The organism is Lactobacillus delbrueckii subsp. bulgaricus, from assembly GCF_046938665.1.
GTDB lineage: Bacteria > Bacillota > Bacilli > Lactobacillales > Lactobacillaceae > Lactobacillus > Lactobacillus delbrueckii_C.
On the sequence record NZ_JBKZCD010000001.1, the window covers coordinates 259,359 to 281,699 of the forward strand.

22 protein-coding genes and 1 riboswitch are annotated in these 22,341 nt (G+C 51.0%); of the genes, 2 read left to right on the forward strand and 20 right to left on the reverse strand.

Features of this window, described 5'->3' with window-relative positions; genetic code table 11:
• Nucleotides 1-219: 219 nt before the first annotated feature.
• The 17 genes from ACLUXO_RS01225 to ACLUXO_RS01305 form a co-directional block, all read right to left on the reverse strand.
• Nucleotides 220-2,622: a phosphoketolase family protein gene (locus tag ACLUXO_RS01225; RefSeq protein ID WP_412135994.1), complete on the reverse strand. Its 2,403-nt coding sequence runs from the start codon at nucleotides 2,620-2,622 to the stop codon at nucleotides 220-222.
• A gap of 194 nt (nucleotides 2,623-2,816) precedes the next feature.
• Nucleotides 2,817-3,539 (reverse strand): GntR family transcriptional regulator, encoded by a 723-nt coding sequence (locus ACLUXO_RS01230; RefSeq protein WP_412135995.1) that lies wholly within the window; start codon nucleotides 3,537-3,539, stop codon nucleotides 2,817-2,819.
• A gap of 8 nt (nucleotides 3,540-3,547) precedes the next feature.
• Nucleotides 3,548-4,483 (reverse strand): nucleoside hydrolase, encoded by a 936-nt coding sequence (locus ACLUXO_RS01235; RefSeq protein ID WP_260265010.1) that lies wholly within the window; start codon nucleotides 4,481-4,483, stop codon nucleotides 3,548-3,550.
• Nucleotides 4,484-4,578: 95 nt separating this feature from the next.
• The gene (rpiA, locus tag ACLUXO_RS01240; protein WP_003618787.1) at nucleotides 4,579-5,271 is read right to left on the reverse strand and encodes a ribose-5-phosphate isomerase RpiA; all 693 of its coding nucleotides are present in this window, start codon (nucleotides 5,269-5,271) and stop codon (nucleotides 4,579-4,581) included.
• A 12-nt stretch (nucleotides 5,272-5,283) separates the two neighbouring features.
• Nucleotides 5,284-5,934, reverse strand: coding sequence for a ribulose-phosphate 3-epimerase (gene rpe, locus ACLUXO_RS01245; RefSeq protein ID WP_412135996.1), 651 nt, complete (start codon nucleotides 5,932-5,934; stop codon nucleotides 5,284-5,286).
• A gap of 15 nt (nucleotides 5,935-5,949) precedes the next feature.
• A complete protein-coding gene (rbsK, locus tag ACLUXO_RS01250; protein WP_412135997.1) occupies nucleotides 5,950-6,870 on the reverse strand; it encodes a ribokinase in 921 nt (306 codons plus the stop codon).
• 97 nt (nucleotides 6,871-6,967) lie between these two features.
• Nucleotides 6,968-8,296 (reverse strand): RNA-guided endonuclease IscB, encoded by a 1,329-nt coding sequence (gene iscB, locus ACLUXO_RS01255; protein ID WP_412135998.1) that lies wholly within the window; start codon nucleotides 8,294-8,296, stop codon nucleotides 6,968-6,970.
• Between the two features lie 402 nt (nucleotides 8,297-8,698).
• A complete protein-coding gene (locus ACLUXO_RS01260; protein ID WP_412135999.1) occupies nucleotides 8,699-9,196 on the reverse strand; it encodes a hypothetical protein in 498 nt (165 codons plus the stop codon).
• A gap of 145 nt (nucleotides 9,197-9,341) precedes the next feature.
• Nucleotides 9,342-9,587, reverse strand: coding sequence for a hypothetical protein (locus ACLUXO_RS01265; RefSeq protein WP_412136000.1), 246 nt, complete (start codon nucleotides 9,585-9,587; stop codon nucleotides 9,342-9,344).
• A 124-nt stretch (nucleotides 9,588-9,711) separates the two neighbouring features.
• Nucleotides 9,712-10,632 carry an alpha/beta hydrolase family protein gene (locus tag ACLUXO_RS01270; protein ID WP_412136001.1) on the reverse strand — a complete coding sequence of 307 codons (921 nt, stop codon included), beginning with the start codon at nucleotides 10,630-10,632 and terminating at the stop codon, nucleotides 9,712-9,714.
• A complete protein-coding gene (locus ACLUXO_RS01275) occupies nucleotides 10,629-12,791 on the reverse strand; it encodes an RNA degradosome polyphosphate kinase (RefSeq protein WP_412136002.1) in 2,163 nt (720 codons plus the stop codon). The genes ACLUXO_RS01270 and ACLUXO_RS01275 overlap by 4 nt, the downstream gene beginning before the upstream one ends.
• A gap of 3 nt (nucleotides 12,792-12,794) precedes the next feature.
• Nucleotides 12,795-14,306 carry an exopolyphosphatase gene (locus ACLUXO_RS01280; protein WP_412136003.1) on the reverse strand — a complete coding sequence of 504 codons (1,512 nt, stop codon included), beginning with the start codon at nucleotides 14,304-14,306 and terminating at the stop codon, nucleotides 12,795-12,797.
• A gap of 207 nt (nucleotides 14,307-14,513) precedes the next feature.
• Nucleotides 14,514-15,359, reverse strand: coding sequence for a transporter substrate-binding domain-containing protein (locus tag ACLUXO_RS01285; RefSeq protein WP_412136004.1), 846 nt, complete (start codon nucleotides 15,357-15,359; stop codon nucleotides 14,514-14,516).
• 41 nt (nucleotides 15,360-15,400) lie between these two features.
• Entirely contained in the window at nucleotides 15,401-16,069 is a 669-nt protein-coding gene (locus ACLUXO_RS01290) for an amino acid ABC transporter permease (protein WP_412136005.1), read from the reverse strand.
• 11 nt (nucleotides 16,070-16,080) lie between these two features.
• Complete coding sequence (locus tag ACLUXO_RS01295) at nucleotides 16,081-16,722, reverse strand: amino acid ABC transporter permease (RefSeq protein ID WP_412136006.1); 642 nt, start codon at nucleotides 16,720-16,722, stop codon at nucleotides 16,081-16,083.
• On the reverse strand, nucleotides 16,722-17,561 hold the full coding sequence (locus tag ACLUXO_RS01300; protein WP_412136007.1) for a transporter substrate-binding domain-containing protein: 840 nt from the start codon (nucleotides 17,559-17,561) through the stop codon (nucleotides 16,722-16,724). Before ACLUXO_RS01300 ends, ACLUXO_RS01295 begins: the two co-directional genes overlap by 1 nt.
• 21 nt (nucleotides 17,562-17,582) lie before the next feature.
• Nucleotides 17,583-18,323 carry an amino acid ABC transporter ATP-binding protein gene (locus ACLUXO_RS01305; protein WP_300616217.1) on the reverse strand — a complete coding sequence of 247 codons (741 nt, stop codon included), beginning with the start codon at nucleotides 18,321-18,323 and terminating at the stop codon, nucleotides 17,583-17,585.
• 544 nt (nucleotides 18,324-18,867) lie between these two features.
• Here ACLUXO_RS01305 and udk (ACLUXO_RS01310) point away from each other — a divergent pair.
• Nucleotides 18,868-19,524 (forward strand): uridine kinase, encoded by a 657-nt coding sequence (gene udk, locus ACLUXO_RS01310; RefSeq protein WP_285021383.1) that lies wholly within the window; start codon nucleotides 18,868-18,870, stop codon nucleotides 19,522-19,524.
• Nucleotides 19,524-20,150: a uridine kinase gene (gene udk, locus ACLUXO_RS01315; RefSeq protein ID WP_016395746.1), complete on the forward strand. Its 627-nt coding sequence runs from the start codon at nucleotides 19,524-19,526 to the stop codon at nucleotides 20,148-20,150. Before udk (ACLUXO_RS01310) ends, udk (ACLUXO_RS01315) begins: the two co-directional genes overlap by 1 nt.
• Before the next feature lie 86 nt (nucleotides 20,151-20,236).
• Here udk (ACLUXO_RS01315) and ACLUXO_RS01320 read toward each other — a convergent pair whose 3' ends face one another.
• The 3 genes from ACLUXO_RS01320 to ACLUXO_RS01330 form a co-directional block, all read right to left on the reverse strand.
• On the reverse strand, nucleotides 20,237-20,368 hold the full coding sequence (locus ACLUXO_RS01320) for a hypothetical protein (protein WP_412136008.1): 132 nt from the start codon (nucleotides 20,366-20,368) through the stop codon (nucleotides 20,237-20,239).
• Nucleotides 20,369-20,478: 110 nt separating this feature from the next.
• Entirely contained in the window at nucleotides 20,479-21,048 is a 570-nt protein-coding gene (locus ACLUXO_RS01325; protein ID WP_270447387.1) for an ECF transporter S component, read from the reverse strand.
• Nucleotides 21,049-21,091: 43 nt separating this feature from the next.
• Nucleotides 21,092-21,188, reverse strand: a riboswitch (TPP riboswitch).
• Between the two features lie 66 nt (nucleotides 21,189-21,254).
• Complete coding sequence (locus ACLUXO_RS01330) at nucleotides 21,255-22,340, reverse strand: M42 family metallopeptidase (RefSeq protein WP_003617119.1); 1,086 nt, start codon at nucleotides 22,338-22,340, stop codon at nucleotides 21,255-21,257.
• Between the last annotated feature and the right edge of the window lies 1 nt (nucleotide 22,341).

Sequence of the window (22,341 nt, forward strand, 5' to 3'; positions counted from 1 at the left end):
CAATTTAATATTTTCCGCACCAATAGGTACTATTAATTGCATCCTTCCATCGAGATGCCAGATCCGTTTGCTACTTCTTATTCAAAAACCTAAATAAGAATATAGTTATCTTGTTCAAGTCCTATTTTACCATGTTTTTGCCTTTTTCGCTAGCTAAAAGAAAAATGCCGCCCCTCATGGAACGACATTTTAATAATTTTTTCGGAATAATATATGCTCTTACTTGTCCAGGCCAGTCCACTTCCAAGAAGTTACTTCTGGAATGTCTTCACCGTGGTCCCGGATGTAGGCATGGTGCTTAGACAGCAGGCTGTCCATCTTGTCGATAAAGGCAGCACTCTTGTCCTTCAAAGCTGGGATTTGTTCAACCGCGTCCTTGGCCAGGTCGAAACGGTCAAGGTGGTTCAAGACCCGCATGTCAAATGCCGTGGTAATGTCACCATTTTCTTCATAGCAGTGGATTGAAACGTTGTAACGCTTGCGGGCAAACCAGATGGATTCCATCATGGTCTTGTAGCCATGCCATGCAAAAATGGTTGGCACGTCAGTTGGGAAGAGGCGGTCGAATTCCTCTTGGGAAATAGCAGCTGGGTTATCCTTTGGCGCCATCAGCTTCATCACGTCAACCACGTTGATGTAGCGGATCTTCAAGTCTGGGAAGTTCTGGTGCAGGATGTCAATAGCAGCCAGGGTTTCCATGGTTGGTTCAGTTTCAGTTGAAGCGAAGACCACGTCCGGCTTGGCATCCTTGTCAGTTGAAGCCCAGTCGATGTAGCTTAGGCCCTTGTCAACCAGCTTAGCTGCTTCTTCAGGAGTGAACCATTGCGGCCGTTCCTGCTTGGAAGTTACCAGCAGGTTGATCCCTTCCCGGTCACGGAAGGCCTTATCAGCTACAGCCAGCAAGGTATTGGTGTCAGCTGGCAGGTATTCATGAATCATATCCGGCCGGTTCTTTTCAAACAAGTGGGTCAAAAGACCTGGATCTTGGTGGGTATAGCCGTTGTGGTCTTGCTGGAAGACAGTTGACGTAGCTACAAAGTTCAATGATGGGTAATCGCGGCGCCAGTATTGTTCCTTAGCCTTCCGCAGCCACTTCATGTGCTGGGTCAGCATGGAGTCAACCACCCGGCCAAAGGCTTCGTAAGTAGCGAAGAAGCCGTGGCGGCCAGTCAAAACGTAGCCTTCCAGCATCCCTTCATCTTGGTGCTCTGACAATTGTGAGTCAATCAAGCGGCCTTGCGCAGCCAGGTTTTCATCGTTTGGTTCGTGGATTTCACTTTCCCATTGCCGCTTTTCGCTGTCCAGGAAGTCAAACAAGCGGTTGGACTTGGATTCGTCCGGGCCAAAGCCCCGGAAAGTAGTCGGGTTCAGTTCTGCCACCTTGGTCAGGTACTTGGCCCATTCCACCATATCCTGGGCGTCCTTGGAGCCCGGCTTGCCAACTTCAAAGGCAAAGTCGCGCCAGTCTGGCAGGTTCAAGCGCTTAGGATTGATCCCCCCATTAGTGACTGGGTTCATAGCCATTCTTTGGTCACCATGAACCGCGTTTTGCAGGACTAAGTCAGTTGGGTAGCCATTTTCGTCAAACAGTTCTTCCGGCTTATAGCTCTTCAGCCAGTCCAGCAACAGTTCCTTGTGGTCCATGTGCTTCTGGTCAACCGGAAGCGGAATCTGGTGGGCCCGGAAGGAGTTTTCAATTGGGTTGCCGTCCAAATCGGCCTTAGGACCAGTCCAGCCCTTCGGGCATTGGAAGATCAAAAGCGGCCAGTGGGCAAACGATTCATCACCGTTTTCGCGGGCATTCTTTTGAATAGCCTTGATGTCTTCAATGATGGCGTCCAAAGTCTTGGCCATTTCCTCGTGGATCTGGTCAATGTCCTTCATCCCGTCAAAGCGGCCGCCCTTGAAAGTTGAAACGAAGTAAGGCTTCCAGCCCATGCCTTCAAAGTACTTGGTCAGTTCTTCATCGCTCATGCGGGCAGTAATGGTTGGGTTGGAGATCTTAAAGCCGTTAACCTGCAGGATTGGCAAGACAGCCCCGTCCTTGACCGGGTTGATGAAGCGGTTGGAGAACCAGCCAGCAGCCAGCGGGCCGGTTTCCGCTTCCCCGTCGCCAATTTCAGCGGCGGCAATCACGTCCGGGTTGTCCAGAATCGCGCCAGTCGCGTGCGACAAAGTGTAGCCCAGTTCCCCACCTTCATGGATTGAACCCGGGGTTTCCGGAGCCGCGTGGGAAGCTACCCCGCCCGGGAAGCTGAAGCGCTTGAAGAGCTTGGTCATCCCGGCTTCGTCTTGGCTGATTTCCGGGTAGATTTCAGAGTAAGACCCGTCCAGGTATGAGTTGGAAACCATCACCTGGCCGCCGTGACCGGAACCTTCAATGTAGAACATGTTCAAGTCATACTTCTTGATAACCCGGTTTAAGTGGGCGTAGATAAAATTCTGCGGCGCGATCGTGCCCCAGTGGCCAACCGGCTTGATCTTGACGTCGTCTGCCGTCAGTTCTTCCTTAAGCAAGGGGTTCTTGAGCAGGAACAACTGGCCGACTGACAAGTAGTTGGCGGCCCGCCACCAAGCGTCGACGCTCTTTAAGTATTCTTTTGAATCGTAATCTGCTGCCATCTTTTTACTCCTTTGAGGAACTCTTTGTTTTACTCGTTTCAATCATACCATTTACAAAAAATAAGTCAATCAATTTAATAATTGGATCCTACCAATTTTACAAATCCTTAAAATACTTTGCAAAGAAGAAAAGATGGAAGATAGAAAAAGTGAAAAATAAAACGGACAGGTATGCCTGTCCGCTTTCTTTACTCTTAATTCAAATTGACAAAGCTGTTGAAGCGCATGTACTTGTAGTGAACCCGCATGCTGGAGACTTCAAATGGCGTGCCGTCATCCAAAAAGAAGATCCCGTCCATCACGCCGACCGGCTCAGTAGCCTTGAGCTGCAGCGCTTCTTGGTCTTCCGCGCTTGAAGGGGAAACCGTGATGGTCAAATAAGACCGGGTGACCGCCTTGTTTTGCGCGTCTTCCAGGTAGTTGAACAAGGACCCCTGCAGAATCTCTTCTTTAAGTTCCGGCAGGATCTTGATCGGCACGAAGCCTTCTTCAATCAAGAAGGGCTGGCCGTCCAAAAGGCGGAGGCGCTTGAACTGGTAGACAAAGTCATTTTCACTCAAGAAGAGGTCCTGGGCCGTTTCCGGGCTGGCCTTGACCACCTTGAAGTCCAGCAGCTTGATCCCCTGCTTCTTGCCTGGCGCTAAAAAGCTGTCCGTCAGCCCCAAGTTGGACCCTTCATAACGGAACATGGCCTGGTTCTTCAAGTACAAGGGGTTGATAAAAGTCCCGCTGCCCCGCTTCTTAAATACGATGCCTTGCTGGGCAAGGAGTTCCAGGGCCCGCTTCATCGACGACCGGCTGACCTGATACTGTTCGGCCAGGCTGCGCTCGTCGGGCAGCCGCATCCCCTCATATTCGCCCGCTAAAATCCGGCGTTTGATGTCATGCATGACCGTCCGGTAAACATAATCAGCCATTCAGCCACCTACTTTGCTTGCGCGATCGCAGCCAGGAACCAGTCCTTGAAGGCTTGGCGGTCAACCTTGACCGCGATCTTGGCGTTGGCCTTTTGGCCAAAGAAGCCTTCAAAGTCCATGACTGAAGCCCCGTAAGTGTAAGGACCCTTGGTATCTACCGCCACGTAAGCTTCCTTGACTTCAAACAGGTCCGGAGCCAGCAGCATGGCTGCCGTCAAGGCGTCATAGATCCGCTTGCCGGCATCGGCGTCAGCGTCGTTCAATTCATATTGGGAGTTGAGTCCGTAGATCATTTCCCCGACCCGGCCCAAAGCCTTGATTTCTTCCAGGCTGGCCGCGTCAACGAAGGCCTGGTTGCCGACTTCCAAAGGAGCCACGTAGATGTCCAGGCCCTTGGCGCCCAAGTCAAAGACGATCTTGGCCGCTTCCGGGTCCCCGGAAACATTGTATTCGTCGTAAGGACCATAGTTGCCCCGGCCCAGGGCCCCGCCCATGATGTAAAGGCGGTCGATCTTGTCCAGGTCTTCCGGGTATTGGCGGAAGTAAAGGGCAAAGTCCGTGGCTGGCCCAATCTGCATCAAGGTCACCTTTTCCGGGCTTTGGCTGACAACTTCGTGGATCTTGGTGGCGGCTAAACCTTCGACCAAAAGGCTCTGGTCAGCTTCCGGGAAGTCAAAGCCGTCCATCCCGCTGGCCCCGTGGACTTCAGAAGCATCGATGGCTTCCTTGACCAAAGGCAGCTTGGCCCCGGCCACAACTGGTACCTTGGTGCCCAGGAAGGCCTGCAGGCGCAGGGTGTTGTTCAAAGTCTTCTCCAAAGAAACGTTGCCCCAGGTTGGCACGATCAGCTTTACGTCCAGTTCCTTGGCGAACAGGGCGATCGTCAGGCAGACCGCGTCATCGATCCCGGGATCAGTTGAAATAATTAAGGGTTTCTTGTTCATTAATCGTTCTCCATTATTCAGAATAGCTTTATTCTATCATTTCACCCGGCAAATAAAAAGAAAAGAAGCGGTTGCTTCTTTTCCAAAAAATTTCTTTAGCGGCTGCGGACTTCAATCTCCCCGTTGTCGCGGGCGATGATGACCTGGTCGCAGATGTTCAAAAAGAGGCCGTGTTCAACTACCCCGACCGTGTGGTCCAGGTAGTCAGCCAGACCACTTGGCACCGGAATCCGGTCCAGTTTAAGGTCCAGAATGTAGTTGCCATAGTGGGTCTTAAGGCGCTGACCATCTTCCGTTAAACGGAATTCCGGCTTAAGTCCTTCGTCTGCCAGGCGCTTTTCCACCTGCATGCAGGAGATCGGCAAAACTTCCACTGGCAGGGCGAAGCCGCTGAGGTGGTCAACCACCTTGCTTTCGTCCACGATCCAGACATTCTTCTTGGAGTTGACGGCCACGTTCTTTTCCAAGGTCAAGGCGGCCCCGCCCCCCTTGATCCCGTTTAACTGCTTGTCCACCCTGTCAGCCCCGTCAACCGTCAGGTCAACTTGGTCAACTTCGCTGAGGGGGCTGACCGTAAAGCCATAGCCTTCCAGCTGCTTTTGACTGCGGCTGGAGGTGGTCACGACTGCCTTAAGAGTCAAGCCTGCTGCTTTCTTCTTGCCCAGTTCATCGATGAAAAACTTCACCGTTGACCCGGTGCCGACGCCTAAAACCATCCCGTCTTCCACCAAGGCAGCTGCTTTCTTGGCAGCAGCCTTTTTCAATTCATCTTGCTTTGCTTGGTCCATTTTTTGCCTCCGCTATTTTTCCAAAATGCTTGTCAGCTCAGCTACCTGCTTAGCCACTGAGTCACGGCCGAAGATATAAGAGCCGGCCACAAAAACATCAGCTCCGGCATCTTTGGCGATTTCCGCCGTCTGTGCATTGATCCCGCCGTCGACTTCGATTGGAAGATCTGGCAGAATTGCCCGGGCGGCCTTGATCCGGTCTGCTGCTTCTTCCATGAACTTCTGCCCGCCAAAGCCTGGATAAACCGTCATCAAGAGAACCTGGTCGACCTTATCCTTGTAGCGCTCCAGCACCTTAATGTCAGTATCTGGACTAAGGACTAACCCGCGGGAGACGCCATTTTCCTTTAAGTAGTCCAGCCAGTGGTCAATTCGGTTTGGGTAGTCGGCTTCATAGTGAATTTCAATCAAGTCGCTGCCCGCTTTAACAAAAGCTGGCAAAAGGTCAGGCAGGTTGTTGCTCATAAGGTGAACTTCCGCGGTCAGGTCCGGGAACTGCTTTTTAAAATCACTGACCAGCTGGGGACCATATGACAGGTTGGGCACGAAATGCCCGTCCATCACGTCGATGTGGAAGCGGCGGATTCTGCTGGCAGCTGCTTCCTGGATCTGCAGGCCTAAATGCAGGTTGTCCGCGTTGAGAATTGAGGGTGCAATAATCATCTAGTCACCCATCCTTTACTCAGCTAAAGCTGCCGCAACGCTGGCCCGGTCCGGGATGGAAGGCTGGGCCCCCATCTTCTGCACGGCTAAAGACGATGCCCGGTTGGCAAAGCGGGCAGCCTCATGCAGGTTGCTGAAGTCGCTGGCTAAAGATCCGGCCAAAAAGCCTAAGAAGGTGTCGCCAGCCGCTGTCGTGTCCACCGCCTTGACCTTAAAGGCTGGTACAAGACCGGTAAAGACTGGGGAAGACAGGTAGGCCCCCTTGCTGCCGTAGGTGATGATCACATGCTTAACGCCCAGTTCGTGCAGCTTGGCCGCATTCTTTTCCAGGTCAGCCTCTTCTGCAACTGGCAGTGAAGTCAACAGGGCACTTTCCGTTTCGTTTGGCGTGATCAAGTCAGTCACGGCCAAAAGGTCAGCTGGCAGGTCCTTGATGGCAGGAGCCGGGTTCAAGATAGTTACCTTGCCGGCAGCCTTAGCCAGCTTGAAGGCGGCTGTAGTTGCTTCCAGCGGGGTTTCCAGCTGGGCGATGACGCAGTCAGCAGCTTCAATGACGTCTTTAGCCGCCAAAACATCGGCTTCAGTCAAGCTGTAGTTGGCTCCGTGGTCAATGATAATGTCGTTTTGCCCTTCCGCGTTCAAGGTGATGTAGGCATGGCCAGTCTTAACGCCAGCGGTTGGCAAGACATAGTCAGTCTTGACCCCGTAGCCGGCCAGTTGCTCTTTCATCCAGCTCCCATAGGAGTCTTCGCCGACTCTAGAGATGAAGATGGTCTCAGCCCCGCTCTTAGCAGCCGCGACTGCCTGGTTGGCCCCCTTGCCGCCGCCAGCCTCGCTGACCTTGTGGGCGTTGATGGTTTCGCCTGGCTTGGGGAAGTTTTCTACATGCAGGGTCGTGTCCACGTTGCTGGACCCGATTACTACGATCTTTTTCATAGCATTTTCTCCTTAACTTTAATGATTATCAATGGCTAGCAAGCCCGGAATTCCACCTATTTCAATGGGTGGAGGGATAGGGTTTGCCAGCCTCTTTTTACTTAAATTCGTAAAGCGAAAGTTTTTGTTCTATCTTTTGCCAGTTGCTATTATGCGTAATCAACTGACACTGCTTTAAGTTGCTGTACTTTCTGCCATTGTTCAGCACGTAATTGCCTAAGCCATCTGTCAGATAAACGTAATATCCATTGGACATAAAGCCTTTTACATAGCCCTTGGCATGATTTCCTATCACACGAACGTAGTCATTTAGCCACAAGCCACGTGCATGCTTCGTATTCTTCTCATTACGCTTGGATGACGTATTTGGCTGCTTTCTGCCTTTTCTTGCAGTTGCTTCGTGAAGCGATCGCTTCTTCTTGCGGAACTGGCTGATCAGCGTAACCGTATCTGGCATCTGACCCACTGACTTGATCCCGCTGATTGCGATTGCATCCATAAAGTGACCTTTTGGCAAAAGAAGATTCTTACGATCTACATAGGTTTGCGAACCATACTGAAAGCTTGCTTCTGGGAAGACAGCCATAATCCGCTTGCGCAGAATGTTCATGAACGTTGCACCCTTCAGCTGCTTTGTCACTTTCTTCTTTGCCTTCATCCACTTGTAGAGCTTGCCACCTGGCTGGTGGTTCTTCGTGGTATGGCAGTCCGTGCAAAGTGTTATTAGATTGTCCACCCGGTTTGTCCCGCCTTGTGAGCGGTAGACAATGTGGTGGACAACAAGCTTTACGCCTTCGCCATGTTTATGGCAGAGCTGACAGGTGTACTCGTCACGTGCCAGCACGTAATACTCATAGTTCTTCCAGTCCTTCAGTGAGCCTTCTTGATACTGCTTGCCCGAAATTTCTGGGTTAACCATTTTGGCCATGTCAAACTTGCCTACTTCGATGTGAAGATCGGGACTTGGCAACACAGCCAGATAGCGTTTGATCCAAGCAATGTTATGGCTTACCTTGCCTTTTATTGACGGCGGAAGCCATAAGCCGTCTCGCTTGCCGTGCACTCTGTTTAAAAAGCGAGCTTGGCGATAGCGAGTCTTGCGGTTTCTTTTGCTTCTGCGGTAGATCTTGCGGGTGTACAGATTTTTGTGCACGTCTTGGCGAAGATCTACCTCGCTTTGATACAGCACCTTGTTTTGACTGACAATGGCAAAGCCAATGTGTCTCTGCCCAGTGTCTACGCCAAGGCTTACCTTCTGTTTATAGCCATACGAGCCATATTTCAGCTGGATGGTGAATGGATATTTCTTGACCACAAAAGCCTTGCCGCTTTTCAGCAGCAGTCTGGCCTTTCTTGGACGACATGGCATTAGTGGCTTGCCGTCCCTGTTGAGAAGAAACACCCGATTAGCATTTTCATGCTTCATGTTTTTCTCCTTTTCCGTAATGCAGGAAACAGTGATTCCTGCCACTCGTCCAAACCAGGAGACCCAATCCGGATTTGCGTTGCTGCCCATCGACAATGTTATCCATGCTTGTAGGCGCAGTTGACTGTCACGTTAACCTCATGACTGTTTACAGAGCTGCCACAGAGCCAAAGACTTGGGCATCATCCTTGGGTGTGATGACATGGATAACGTAGTTCCTCTATCCAGTCAGCCGAAGCCGAATGGATAGCTTAGTCTAGACAATGAAAGCTGGATTTCTCCAGCCTCCCTGCTAAAGATAAGAGACCTGAAGCTTGCGCTTCAAGCCCCTTACTTCAGTAAGGGGTTACCATTGACTTCCTAAGTCAATTATAACTATTCCCGGTCTTTTAAAAAAGCGCTTTAGCCAACCAGCTGGTAGGCCGTCTTGAAGCGGCTGAGATTATAGCGGTCGTAAAGGTCGGCCAGGACAACATTAAAGTTCTGGATCCTGGTATTTGGGTCTGGATTCTTGGAATCAAAACGTTCTGCCAAAGAAGCTAAGGCCTGGCTTCTGACAGCCTCGTAGTCGCTCAGCTGGTCCACCCGCCCCCGCAAGTCCCGGCAAAGGGCGCTGAGGGTGAAGTCTGACTCCGCCGCTAAAAAGTTGAGCTGGCTGTCAAAGACTAACTTGTAACGGTAAGCCTTCCGGCCCGGGAAGTCCTGGGAGTTGAACAAATCCAGGTACAAAACCAGTTTCTGCTTTGCCAGGCTGGCCAGGTCCTTACCCTGACTGAGGCACTTAAACTTCAGAAAGTTGACAAAATAGTCGTAAAAGTCCCCGTAAAAATCTTCCTCAAAACGTTCGATGCTGGGATCTTCCGCCAGCAGCTGCTTTGCCAGCACTTCTTCAATCTTCATTTCATGCTCCTCATCTAATTTTTCTCTTCTTCCTGCTATGTTTACAGTCGTCTAAGAAAATTATACCTGGGCTGCTGCTTGAAATGTAGTTCCAATTTCTTAACAAAAAAGCGCGTCAACTGACGCGTCTTTTTGAACAACTATTTTATGAATTTAACTTAATGTAGATGCATAAGCCGGCAACCAAGAGCAAAAAGCCAACACAGGTCAGAAAAACCGCCTTTTGCCAGCCTTTAGCCAAGTGGTCACTTGCAAAGGAAAACAGCCACCAAGCTAATGTCGCAACGGCTGACATCCACAAATTGTGCTGGCCGCTCGCAAAATCAATAATCATGAATATTGCTACTAAAAGTACCGGTGGCAGCAGGTACAAAGTCAACTTTTTACTCATTCAAATCTCTCCCTTATTTTTACATTAAGATATTAATAATAATATAATCATAAAACTAAGCTGTCAATCATAATTTACCGTATTTATAGTCATCTAAGAAAAATTATACAGAAAAAGGCAGGCCCTAGGACCCGCCTTTACCATCTTTTGCATTTTTGTCTCGGTCATTGAAATCCTGCAAAAAGCTGTGGTTGAACAATTCTTCTCTGATCTGTTCCGCCCGCTGGTCAGACTCCTTCTGCCAGTCGGCTTGCAGATTCCGGCGATACCTCAAGTAATTGGCCATCCGCCCGGTCCGGCTCAAAAAAGCCTGCTGCATTTTGCTGGAGTCCAGAAAACGCTGGTCCACTTCTTTTTCCAGCAAATTCCCGTTTCCATCAAAGCGGTAGCCGCCCCACATGTGCTGCTTGACCGGGTTCATGGGCAGGCTGTCGACATAGTGCAGCTTGCCCACCATCCGCTTACTGGCCGTATAGCCCAAAGTCACCGGGTCATAGATATCAACATAAGTGTTGATTCTGCCCCGCAGCTGAGCCACCAGCTGCCGCTCTTTATGAGTCAAGAGGCGCCAGATATTGGTGCCCTCATAGAGATAGGCAGCAGCGATCTGATCTGGAAAGCGGCAATTAGCCAGGGCGTATTCAGCATTAATCGCCCCCAGGGAATGCCCGTAGATGTAAAAATGGCCATCCGGGAATTCCTCTAGCCAGCGGTTAAGATAGCGGCTGGCCGTAACCAAGGCGCTGGGCACCTGCCTTTGATTAGTCAGCATGGCCAGAAAAATCGGCCAGTTGGTGTTCAGCCACTCGTCCCGCCAGGTTGTCGCGTTGCCCTTCTTAAAGCCGTAAGAGCCCTTGAACAAGACTGTAATCTCATTGTTGTTTTCGATCAAAAAAGCCTGCATCCCGTCCTCGGCATAAACGTCCCGGGTCAATTGCCCGATCGTTTTGCCGGCAACTTTGACTGTCTCGCCAACATTCAGCGCCTCATAAGACAACTTGGTCAGTTCAACCCGGTCCAGGTCACTCAGCTCTTTATTGCTCATTCGTCATCTTCCAGTTCGCTTTCTTGCGGCTTCATGGCTTCAAAAGCGTCCTTCTTCTTCGCCTTCTCTTCTTCTTCCTCTTCTTCAACGATCCGCACCTTTTCAGCAGCTTCAGCGATGAAGTATTCCTGGCAGTTGAATGGGGTCTGGCCCCGCCGGTCAGCGTGCACCCATTCGGTCTTGTGCAGGATCCGGGCCTGGACATTGTCCTGCCACATCTTGGCAAAAATGTCCAAAACTCTTTCCCGCAAGTCTTCTTGCAGAACCGGGAAGAGGGTTTCCACCCGCCGGTTCAAGTTTCGCCGCATCATGTCGGCGCTGGCCAGGTAGACTTCTTCCTTGCCGTCATTGTAGAAGTAGTAGATCCGGCTGTGTTCCAGGAAGCGGCCGACGATTGAGTGTACTTCGATATTGTCGCTGACGCCTGGGATTTCCGTCTTCAAGCAGCAGATCCCCCGGACAATCAAGTGGATCTTGACCCCGGCCGCGGAAGCTTCATAGAGCTTGGCGATCACGTCCGGGTCAGACAGGGAGTTCATCTTCATGTGGATCTCAGCATGCCGGCCAGCCTTGGCGATGGCAATTTCATTGTTGATCTTTTCGTAGATGAACTGGCGGATCAGTTTTGGTGAAATCCGCAGCTTGCTGAAGTATGGCGGCTTGGAGTAGCCGGACAGCATGTTGAAGAGGTTAGTCGCGTCAACGCCCAGGTCCCGGTCACAGGTGAAGAGGCCCAAGTCAGTGTAGAAGTGGGCAGTAACGTCGTTGTAGTTACCAGTCCCCAGGTGCAGGTAGCGGCGGATCCCGTCTTCATCGCGGCGGATAACCAGGGTTACCTTGGTGTGGGTCTTCAGGCCCACCAGCCCGTAGATAACGTGGCAGCCCATCTGTTCCAGGGTTCTGGCCCAGTGGACGTTGTTTGATTCATCAAAGCGGGCCTTGACTTCCACCAGAACCGTCACCTGTTTGCCGGCTTTAGCCGCCTGGCCCAGGTACTTGATGATCGGGGAGTTGCCGGAAACCCGGTACAGGGTCATCTTGATGGCCAGAACATCTGGGTCCTTGGCTGCCTGCTTGACGAAGTTCAAAACAGCGTCAAAGCTGTCGTAAGGGTGTTGAACCAGGTAGTCCTTTTCCCGGATTGAGTCAAAAATATTGTGATCGCTTCTCAAAGCCGGGTCAATGAAGGCCTGCATTGGCTTGTAGCGGAGGTCTTCATGGCCTTCCACCATTCCTGGCAGCTTCTTAAGGAAAGTCAAGTCGATTGGGCCGTTGATGCTGAAGACGCTGCTTTCTTCGACGTTCAGCCGCTTCATCAAGTGCTTGAGCAGCTTGGTGTTCATGCTGCTTTCCACTTCCAGCCGGGTCACGTGCCCGTGTTCCCGGTCTTCCAGCTGCTTTTTTACCGCCAAAAGGAAGTCGGAAGTGTCGCTTTCAGAAACATCCAAGTCCATGTCCCGGGTTACCCGGTAGCAGGCTGCCTGGCGGATTTCGTAGCCGTCAAAGAGGCGGTCAGCAAAGACTTTGATAATGTCTTCCAGCATGATAAAGTCATTGTCGCCATCTGGCAATTTAACCAGGCGCGGGAAGATGTTCGGCACTCTGACCGTGGCAAACTTGTGCTCGCCGCTTTCCCGGTCCTTGAGACGGAGAGCAATGTTCAAGGAGTCATTGTTGATGAACGGGAATGGCCGGGACTGGTCGTCAGCCATTGGGGTCAAAACCGGGTAGAGTTCGTTTGAGAAGTAGCGGCGGATGTATTCTTCCTGGTCTTCAGACAGTTCGTCGCTTTCCAAAATGTTGATCCCGTTCTTCCGTAAAAGCGGCAGCAATGACCGGGAGTAAGTTGAGTAACGCTTTTCAACCACTTCGTGTTCCTTATGGTTGATGGCCGTCAATTGTTCAAGCGGCGTAAGGCCGCTGGCATCGTGGCTCTTAACCCCGGCGGCTACCAGCTTGCTCAAGGAAGCCACCCGGACCATGTAGAATTCGTCAACGTTGGACTGGGTGATCCCCAGGAAGTTGGCTCTTTCCAAAAGCGGCTCATCCGGGTTTCTGGCTTCGTCCAGGCAGCGGTCGTTGAAGTCCAGCCAGCTCAGTTCCCGGTTGGCGTAATAACTAGGATCGGTAAACTTGTTTTTGTTCTTGGTAATTGGCATTTTTTACTTTCCCCTCTTCTGCTTCATGGCAATCTTCATGCCGAAGACGGCTTCAGCCAAATTGACATTCTTTTCAAAAACCCAGCGTTCCAAGGTCAGGTCCCGCTTGCTGGTCACCGTGATCAGCATTTGCTCATCCTTGATGGAAACCACGATCTTGCTGATCTTCTGCTTGCGGGAAGCATCCAGGCTGTTGGCCAGGCGCAGGATGGCAGCCAGCTTAGCTACCCGGACCTGCAGGGCCGGGTCAAGGTGGCGGTATTCACGTTCATCAGCGTTCAAGTTGGTGATGTCCTGGTGCTTCAAAATGCTCAAGAGCATTTCGTTTTCCCGGTCAGACAGGCCGATGATCTGGTTGGCCCCCACGATGTAGGCAGCGTGCTCGTAGTGGTTGTGGAAATTGACGAAGTTGCCGATGTCGTGCAGGCGGGCCGCGATTTCCAGCAATTGCCGGTCGCGGCGGTCAACCATGCCGGCATGGGCCAGGCGGTCAAAAATATGCAGGGCAAACTTGTTGGACAGGTTGCTGTGCTTGCCGCCTGATTCGTAGCGGCGGGCAATGTTCTTGGTCGCCGTCAAAACGATGGTTGAGTATTCATCTGGCCGGTACTTCAATCTGGCGGCTTCCTGGATCATCAAACCAGTGATGGCTGAAGACTGGGTCAAAGTCATCATGTGCGGCTTGATAATCTTAACCAGCTGGTTGATCAAAACAATGGTCGGCTTCATCCGGGCCAAAGAGTCGGTATCCAGCTCGTATTTTTCCATCAGGTACTGGTCCGGGGCTTCTCTGAAGTCAGAGTAAACGCCGGCAAACTGCTTGAGGTCGATAACCCGGGCCTTTTCCTGGGGCCGCAGGCTCTGCTCGCCCCGGCCGGAGACGTGCTGGATGATGATCCGGGCCTTGCCAGTCGGCTTCTCAATGGTTTTGAAGCTGACCAGCTTGCGGGAGATGTAGTCGCCGATGATGTCGATCGGATCGCTTGGGGTGTCCCGGGTCATAGCGGCCATTTCTTCAATTTCTTCCGGGCCCAGGGCAAAGTTCCAGGTTGACAGGTAGTGCTGGCCCTTGAACAAGGTGAGGTTGAGCATGGCACTGCCCATGCTGAGCAGGTAAGTAAATTCATCATCAGTCAATTCTGAGAACTGCGGCAGGGCCATCCCGGCAATGATCTTGTAGTAGGCAATCTGGGCCCCGTTCAGCCATTCGATTTCCAGGCCGGTTCTGACCTTGATCTGGTCGGCCAGGTAGCGGGCAGAAATCTTGTCCAAAAGCTGCCGGTTGCCGTAAACCTTGTAGTTGTCGATCCCGTATTCCGCGATTTTCCGCTTGAAGCCGATCAAGGCATCAGTCAAGCGGGGCAGTTCGTTTTCATAAACTTCAAATTTCTTGCCGCCCTGTACAAATTGGGCCGAGCTCAGCTGCTCAATGATTGACAGTTTCTTCAAGTCAACGATGAACAGGCGGGCTTGATATGATGATATGTAAATTAGACCAAATTGTCTTTTGCTCATATATGTCTCTCCTCTGGTTGTTCTCACATAGTTAAAAATGAGCCTTAAAGCTCAGCTGTAAGCGCTGAGTCACCTATTTCAATTGTACAAAAAATCTGCCCCTTCGGCTTCTTTTTACAGGCAAAAATCCATTTTTTAACACAATTTTACTTGGAACTAAAAAAGCAGCCGGTTCAAAAACGAACTTGCTGCTTAAATCGATAAAAATTATTCGCTTGCCTTCAAGCGGGAAGAGGACTTGATGTTGAAGCCAGGCACGCCATTGAACCACTTCTTCATCAAGCGGGCGTAAGTCCCGTTCTTCCGGAGCACTTTCAAGGCCTGGTTGACCTCAGCCGTAAACTTGTCTTCCCCCTTCTTGATGCCGATCCCGTATGGTTCAACCGTAAAGGTATCGGGCAGCATCTTGAACTTGTCCTTGTCATTAGAAATCAAGCCGGCCAAAACGGCATTGTCGCTGACCATGGCGTTGGCTTTGCCGGCCTTTAAGGCATTGTAGCAAGAGCCATAGTCATCATAGAAGATGACCCGGGCCTTCGGGGCGTACTTGTGGACGTCGCTGTCGGCGGTTGACCCCTTAACAGCAGCAATGGAGTACTTGGAGTTGTTGAAATCCTTGATGGAGTTCAGCTTGCTCTTTTTCGGCACGATCAAGGTTTCCCCAGCCATGAAGTAAGTGTCGGAAAAATTGATGATCTTGCGCCGGTCGGGTGTGTTGGTCATGGTAGCCATGACAGCATCGACGTTGCCGATCTTGAGTTCCATGATCCGGGACTTTTCACTGATGTATTCAATTTTCATCTTGCCTTTAGGGCCAAGGATCTGCTTGGTAATGGCCCGGGCCAGGTCGACTTCAAAGCCGGTGGCCTTGCCGCTGTCCACGTCCATCATGCTGAACAGGCGGGTGTCGGCCCGCATCCCCCAGGTGATGGTGTTTGTTTGCTTAACCCGGTCATAGCTGCTGCTAGATTGACTGTGTGAACAAGCGGTAAAAACTAATGATAACAGCAAGACCGCCATAAAGGCGGTCAGCTCCCTCAGTTTACGTGCCATTTTTCCTCCTCGGCAATAAACGCGGTTTACTTCCTTCGTGCTTAGTACTTGATGCGCTTGCTCAAGTAGTTGGCAAAGCTGGACAGGGCAAAGCAGATGATAAAGTACATTACTGCCACGGCCAGGTACATCGGAATCATGTAATTGGTGTTTTGGTTGTAAATAATTTCAGCGTGGTAGAGCAGTTCCGGCAAAACGATGATCGTGGCCAGGGAAGTATCCTTGATCAAGGACACGAACTGGGACAAAAGGGCCGGAATCATTTTGGTCAGGGCCTGGGGCAAAACCACGTGGGTCATGGCCTGCATGTAGGTCATCCCGTTTGACCGGGCCCCTTCCATCTGGCCAGGGTCGACGGCCATGATCCCTGAACGGACAACTTCCGCGATCATGGCTGATTCAAAGACCACCATGGCAATTACTGAAGCCTGGAAGGCATCAACTCTGATCCCCATGACCGGCAGGCCAAAGTAGGAGAAGAAGATGATCAGCAAAAGCGGCAGGTTTCTGATGATGTCGATGATCACCCCGACCACTCTGGAAATCCGGGTGGTCTTGACGTCGATTCTGGTAAAGCGGATCAGACCCAGGGCCAGGCCGATCACAAAGCTCAAGATGATTGAAATCACTGAAACTTCGATCGTAACCCAGAAACCCTGCAGCAAAAAGCGGAGGTTGATCCAGGATAATGCTTCTGTAAGATTTTCCATTTATGTGCCTCCTAAACGCCCTTCTTTTCCAGATACTGCATGTAGTAGCTGAGCGGCAGGGTCAAAACCAGGTAGAACAGGCCGACCAAGACATAGCTTGGGATGGTCTGGAATGTATTGGATGCCACGATGTCCCCTTGGTACATCAAGTCAAAGCCGGCTACGAAAGCCAAAATGCTGGAGTTCTTGATCAAGTTGACAAACTGGTTGCCCAATGGCGGAATCACGATTCTGAAGGCCTGGGGCAGGATAACGTAGCGCATGGCCTGCCAGTAGGTCATCCCGTTTGACCGGGCCCCTTCCATCTGGCCGGTCCCGACGGACTGGATCCCGGAGCGGACAGTTTCAGCGATGAAGGCTGACGAGTAAATGGACAAGCCGATTGTCCCGGCCTGGAAGCCAGTCAGCTTCAGTGGCGTGTAAGTTGGCAAAACCAGGTAAAAGACCATGGTGACAACCAGCAAGGGAATGTTCCGGAAGATTTCGACATAGACCTTGGCTACCCCGCGCCAGAACTTGTTAGGCACGGTTTCCAGGATGGCAAAGCCGGATCCGATGATCAAACTGAAAAACAAGGAAATCAGACTGCAGAGAATCGTATTCCAAAAACCGAGCAAAAAGGTGGACCAGTTTGCTCCAAGTAAACTCAACATTAATATTCAGCCTCCTTAACACTGAATCCTGGGATGTTGCCAAACCATTTCTTGACAAGCTTGTGGTAGCTGCCGTCTGCCTTAGCTTCCTTCAAAGCCTTGTTGATAGCTTCCAGCATCTTGGTCTGCCCCTTTTCAACGGCAATCCCGTAAGGTTCAACGGCAACTGTGCCGCCAACCAGGTGCAGGCTCTTGTGCTGCTTAGCAATCCCGGCCAAAATCCCGTTGTCAGTGGCGACCGCGTCCCCTTGCCCGGCTAAGAGGGCATTGGTGCAGGCACCGTAGTCATTGTACTGGCGGATCTTGGCCTTGGGGGCCAGGCGGGCAATATCGTCCGCGGCCGTTGTCCCCTTAACCACGATGACCACCCGGCCCTTGTGGTTTAAGTCCTTGATCGACTTGACTGGACTGCTGGTTTTGGTCATGAGGGATGTCCCCGCCTTGAAGTAAGGAGTGGAGAAGTCAACCGACTTCTTTCTCTCATCCGTGATGGTCATGGTGGCCAGAACCGCGTCCAGGTTGTTGTTCTTAAGCTGCGGGATCTTGGTTTGGGCTGTAACTTCAATGAATTTTGCCTTGCCGTCCTTGCCCAGGATCTCCTTGGTCAAAAGGCGGGCCAGGTCGATTTCAAAGCCTTCCAGCTTGTTGGTCTTGACGCTCTTGATCCCAAACAAAGCCGTATCAAATTTGACGCCCCAGGTAATCGTCTTGCTGCTCTTGACGTGGTTGTAGACACGCACTGAGTTGTCACTTTCAACAGCGCAGGCGGAAAGTGAAACAGTGGTCAGCAGCAGAAAAAGCAGGGCGGCAACTTTGCGGAATAGTTTCGTGCGTTTCATGTAACCGCTCCCTTCCTTTTATTAGTGGTCAATTACCTTGCTGAGGAATTCCTGGGCCCGCAGGTTACGCGGGTGTTCAAAGAAGTCCTTCGGGTTGTGGGAGTCTTCCAGGACTTGCCCCTGGTCAAAGAAGATGACCCGGTCGCTCACTTCTCTGGCAAAGCCCATTTCGTGGGTCACGACCACCATGGTCATCCCTTCAGCGGCGATAGATTGCATAACGTCCAAAACGTCCTGGATCATTTCCGGGTCAAGGGCACTGGTTGGTTCGTCAAACAAGAGCACCTTGGGCTTCATGGCCAAAGATCTGGCGATGGCTACCCGCTGCTTTTGCCCGCCGGACAGCTGTCTTGGGTAAGAGTCTTCCTTGTCCAAAAGGCCAACTTGCTTGAGCAGCTTTTCAGCGATTTCCCGGTTTTCCTTTTCGTCCCGGTGCAAAACGATTCTTGGGGCCAGCATGACATTTTCCAGGACGGTGTGGTTTTCGTAGAGGTTGAAGTGCTGGAAAACCATGCCGACGTCCCGGCGGATCTTGTTCAAGTCAGTCTTCTTGTCCCCCAGGTCATAGCCGTCCACGTCCAAGACGCCGGAAGAAATGCCTTCCAAGCCGTTCATGGTTCTGATCAAGGTACTCTTGCCCGCGCCAGAAGGGCCGATGATGGAAACGACTTCGCCTTCGTCAATGCTTAAGTTGACGTCTTTTAAGGCATGGTAGTCACCGTAGAACTTGTTGACTTTCTTGAATTCGATAATTGCTGCCATAGTGGTCCTCCTCGTTTTATTAACGCTTAATTAAATCACCGTTGGTTTGGCTCAGCCTTCTTGGCTTAAGCCGTATTGATCAAACAGGCGGCTCCTTTGGTAAAAGTTCGTTTATTTGCTCTGTTTTAGCAAAGCAGCCAGATCTTTCGGTCCTTTTTAAAAGCAGGAGCCGAATCATCTGGAATGTGAACTTGCCCTTCTGCTTTTGTAAGCGGTTGTTTTTATTTAAGCATGATTAATTTTTTATTAAATTTACCAGAAAGTGGGCTTTCGTGCAAGTCTTTTGTCAGTTCCACTTCAGCTTTTTAGCTTTTTTTAATAAAAAGCCGGAAAACTTGCTTACTTATCTTAACTTCTTTCCCAAATATTATTAATTTTATTTTGCCTCTTCTGAGATATTCTTAATTATATTAGATTTCACCCAGTTTAGCAACAACTGTTTCTATATTAGAAACGCGCAACCGCTTTAAAGCCCGTTTTTTCACAGTTTGACTAGACCCGGCCCCGGCTGGCCTCTATAATTAATAACTAAAGGAGTTTTACAATGTCAAAAAAGCAACACCCCATCATTATTGGTATCGCCGGCGGCAGCGGGTCGGGGAAGACGACCATTGCCCACGAATTATATGACCAGTTCAAAAACGACCGGATCCGGATCATCACGGAAGACTCTTATTATAAGAACCACCCGGAAATGTCCATGGCTGAAAGAAATAAAATTAATTTCGACCATCCGGATGCTTTTGATACCGAGCTCTTGATCAGCCAGCTGCAGGACCTGCTGAATGGCAAGGCGATCGAGATGCCGATCTATGACTTCACTACCCACCTGCGCAGCCCGGAAACGGTCCACGTTGAGCCAGCTGATATCATCATCCTGGAAGGGATCCTGGTTCTGGCCTCAGAAGAATTACGGAACTTGATGGACATCAAGATCTTCGTCGACACTGACGACGACATCCGCCTGATCCGCCGCCAGCGCCGGGACATGGCTGAACGAGGCCGGTCCTTTGACTCAATCATCGACCAGTACCTGGCCACGGTTAAGCCAAGCTACCACCAGTTTGTTGAGCCAAGCAAGCGCTACGCCAACATCATCGTGCCAGAAGGCGGGGCCAACGATGTCGCTTTGGACATGCTGACCACGAAAGTCCGCGACATCCTCCGCCGCAATGATTTAGCAGAAAAAGAGGCGGAATAATGGCTAAGCAGAAACCACTCGTCATTGGGATTGCCGGGGGGTCAGGCTCAGGCAAGACGACAGTCTCCAAGGAAATCAGCAAGCGCCTGCCAGCTGACCGGGTGCTCATTCTGACTGAAGATGCCTACTACAACGACAATTCAGCCCTCAGCATGGATGAACGCAAGAAGATCAACTACGACCATCCCAATGCTTACGACACTGACCTCTTGATTGAGCAGCTGCAGGACCTGCTGGACGGCAAGGCAATTGAAATGCCGACCTACAACTTCAACATCCTCTCCCGGGCCAAGGACACTATTCATGTTGAGCCAGCCGACATCATCATCCTGGAAGGGATCCTGGTTTTGGCTTCAGAAGAATTGCGGAAGTTCATGGACATCAAGCTTTTTGTCGACGCTGACGACGACATCCGCTTCATCCGCCGCTTGCAGCGGGACACCCAGGAACGGGGCCGGTCAATCGACTGGATCATCTCCCAGTACCTGGCCACGGTTAAGCCAAGCTACAACCAGTTCGTTGAGCCAAGCAAGAAGTATGCTGACATCATCATCCCCCAGGGCGGGGAAAACCAAGTGGCCATCGACATGGTCTCCTCCAAGCTCTTGTCCATTATCAACGGCTAAGAGGAACAAAATAACCTCAATATTTTGAAGAAAACAAAAACGCGTGAACTTGCAGGTTCACGCGTTTTTTCTGGCAAATTTTAATTTTAGAGATTCAGGTAAGCAAAGGTATGCAGGCCAATCCAGGCAGTCAGCAGCATCAAGGCCAGCAAGAGGCCGACCGTGCTCCAGTAAGCCCGGTTCATCTTCGTTGGTCTGCTTAAAACTAAGTGCGTCATTTTGCTCCCCCCTTGAAAGATAACTAATAATGTTTTTAATCATACAACTTTAAGGAGGGCTTGTCACGCATTTTGATTATTTTTATCAAAAAAATGATAACTTTACTAAACTACTTGGCCATAACCCGGTCAAAGAGCTTGGTGATCAGCTTAACCAAAACCGCGTCAAAGACAACAGATGAGATCAAACCGGCAATGAACATTTCAATCAAGAGGGCCGGCTTGTAGGCGCTCCAGCCATAAGTAAAGTAGCACATTACAAAAGCAGCCACATGGCAGCAGATGGCCCCGATGATCAGGCTGCCCCAACCGAAGCGGTCATAGTTTTCCTTCTTCGGGAAGAAGCCGATTTCGTTGAAGGCCCCTTGCACCAGCCCTTGCAGGATGGTCATTGCCCCCCACTGACCGCCAAAGGCCATTTCAACCGTGGCGGCCAGGGTTTCACCGACAGTCCCGGAGCCGAAGGTCGGCACGAAGTACATGGCCAAAGGCGCGGCCATGTACCAAAGGCCAGAATAGATTTCATCAGCCAGGGGCCCCAGGCCGACGAAGTTCAAGGCAAACTTGGTCGAGTTGTAAAGGGGGTTGAAGACGTAGGTGTAGATAACCCCCATGATAATCCCAATCAAAGCCATCAAGATAATGGCTTTCACATTCCACTTGCTCTCTCTTTTAAGCATAAAAAAACTCCTATCCAACAATTGCCGGCTAGGAGTTTGAAATCATGTTTAAGAAACACTTCCCTTGCGCAAGAATTACCTTGGTCAGGTTCAAAGGGTCGACTTTCGTCATCTCAGCTTTCGCTCCCCTAGTGGCATTTATTCAATTTGACTTAATTTAGTCTAGCAGATCCTTAAAGCGTTAACAAGGCAAAAAGTTCCCTTAATTAATTAAAGCTTTTAAAGGATTCCAGCTTTTCCTTATCGATATCTCTAATAATCGCCAAGGCCAGGTCAACGGCCGCCTTGTAGTCCTTGTAGCTGCTGAAGCAGTATGGGGAGTGCTCATAGCGGACCGGAATCCCGATCACGATGGTCGGGGCCCCGTTTTCGTAGTAAATGGCCGCCCCGTCTTGCCCGCCACCAGTTCTGACTGACCGGGTGTAAGGAATCCCGTTTTTATCAGCCAAGTCGCAGGCGTATTGCTGGAACTTAGGGTTTGGCAGGAAAGTGACGTCCATGTCCCGCAGCATTGGTCCCCGCTTAAGGCCAGTCTGAGACAGCCAGTCCGGTTCAAAAGTATCATCAGCCGGGCAGCTTTCCAGAACCAGGCAGAGGTCCGGCTTGATCTTGCGGGCCGTGACATAGGCACCCCGCAGGCCGACTTCTTCCTGGCTGGACAAAGCGGCAACCAGGTCAAAGTTGACTTCTTCATCCTTCAGGTTTTCCAGGATGTCAGCCATGGCAGCGGCGCCGAAGCGGTCGTCAAAGTCCTTACCGAAGAAGAGGCCGGTCTTTTCATTGTATTCACAGTCCACGTCAACGAAAATCGGGCAGCCAGTGTCGATCTTGTAGTCATTGATCGTTTCTTCCCGGCTGGAGGAGCCGACGTCAATAGACAAATCAGCGACCTGCGGGACCGACTTTCTTTCAGCTTCCGACATAAAGTGGGGCGGCTTTAAAGCTACAACGCCGGGGATGTATTCCCCGTCCCGGTTTCTGACCTTGACCTTGAGGGCCGGCAGAACCACATTGTTCCAGCCGCCCAGGGTCACGAACTTGATCAAGCCGTTTGGCCGGATAGCCTGGGTCAAGAAGCCCACGGCGTCTGAGTGGGCGTCCAGCTGGATCACCGGCCGCTTGCCGGTGTTCTGCTTCTTGGAAGCGTAGACGTTCAGCATCCCGTCGACTTCAAGGTCGGCGTAGTCCTTGACCGTCTTGGTAAAAAGGTCAACGAATTCATTTTCAAAGCCGGAAGTGGCGTTGGCATTTGAAAAGTCCTTCAGCATTTGAATTTCAGCGGCTTTTTCCATC